This window comes from Streptomyces sp. HSW2009 (assembly GCF_040240285.1).
GTDB lineage: Bacteria > Actinomycetota > Actinomycetes > Streptomycetales > Streptomycetaceae > Streptomyces.
This window is the reverse complement of sequence record NZ_JBEHZD010001022.1, coordinates 1-1,216: the sequence shown is the minus strand read 5'-3', so window position 1 is coordinate 1,216 and position 1,216 is coordinate 1. Positions and strand designations below refer to the sequence as shown.

At 78.2% G+C, this 1,216-nt stretch carries 1 protein-coding gene and 1 pseudogene; both read right to left on the bottom strand.

What is annotated here, in order from left to right:
• Window positions 1-254: pseudogene (locus AAHZ94_RS34325) on the bottom strand (hypothetical protein); the annotation flags it as partial.
• A 196-nt stretch (window positions 255-450) separates the two neighbouring features.
• Window positions 451-1,216, bottom strand: a 766-nt coding sequence (locus AAHZ94_RS34320; RefSeq protein ID WP_349997593.1) for a hypothetical protein, incomplete at its 5' end; no start/stop codon positions are given.

Sequence of the window (1,216 nt, the reverse complement as noted above, 5' to 3'; positions counted from 1 at the left end):
GGGGGGGGGGGGGGGGGCCCCGCCCGGGGGGGGGGGGCGGGGGCGGCGCGGGGGGGGGCGGGCGGGGGGGGGGGGGGGGGGGGCCGGCCGCGGCCCCCCCCCCCCCCCCCGACCCGTAACGTGCCGCCCCTGCGGGGCTTCTCCGAGCCGTGCGGACGGGCCGCCGACTGCTGGTCGCCGCCGCACGCGCTGAGCAGCGTGGTGGTTCCCAACGCGCCGCCCGCCCACAGCAGTTGCCTTCTGGTCGCGTTCACACGGCCCCCGATCCGCAGGTGTGTTCGTCCTGTTCAGACGCGGCTCGAACAGTAGGTAAGGCATGCCTAAGGGGCAATGGGGGGCGGGGCGGTGGCTGATGTCGGTCGTCGCACGGCGGCGGTGCGTGCGCCTGGTGCGCCGACGCGCGCCCCCCCGCGGACGCGACGCGCGCGGGGGCCCCGGTCACCGGTTCGGTCAGGAACCGTCGCGAATCCAGCCCCCTTCGGACGACCAATAGCCGTATGCGGGGCGCCCCTTGATGCCGCTGGTCCTGAAGGGCCGGCCGCCGTCGTCGATCCGAACGGTGCCCTGTCGATCACCGCTGGTCCAGTCCAACTCCAGGTACCACTGGCAGTCGCAGTCGACGGTGCGCGCGTTGACGCGCAGCACCTCCGGGTCGGTGGCTGAGACCCGGTAGGGGAAGCGCACCGCGGGCAGCGGGCGCCCGCCGTCGTTCCCGTCGGTCGGCTTGGCCAACGGGCGGGCGGCATCGAGGTCGACGGCGAAGGCGCGCGGGGTGAGCGAGCCGCCGCAGCCGTTCTCCATCGCGAACGAGGGCCAGGCCAGCGGCGCTTGCCGGCCCACCACCCGCACCTGGAGCCCGCGCAGCACCACCGCCCGGTCCGACCGCCCGGCCACCGTCACCTCCACGTTGGTCGTCCCGCCGTGGACGGCCCCGTGCGCCGCGGCCCACACCGGCGCGTCCTGCTCCACCGGCGGCGGCGCCACCGCGGTCGGCTCCCGGTCGACGAGGTAGCGGTGGTCGCAGCCGTTCTCCCACACGTGCGAACGGGTGCTGACGGTCAGCGGCGGCCCCGCCCCGGCCGCGGGCCCGCGCCCGGGGTTCGTCGGCTGGGGGCGGGGCGAGGCGGCGCCGCCGGGGGATGGGGTGGCCCGGGGCTCCTCCGTCCGCGGCGCGGGCGCGTCCCGGCCGTCGGCTGGCCGCTGCCCGTCCGCTCGC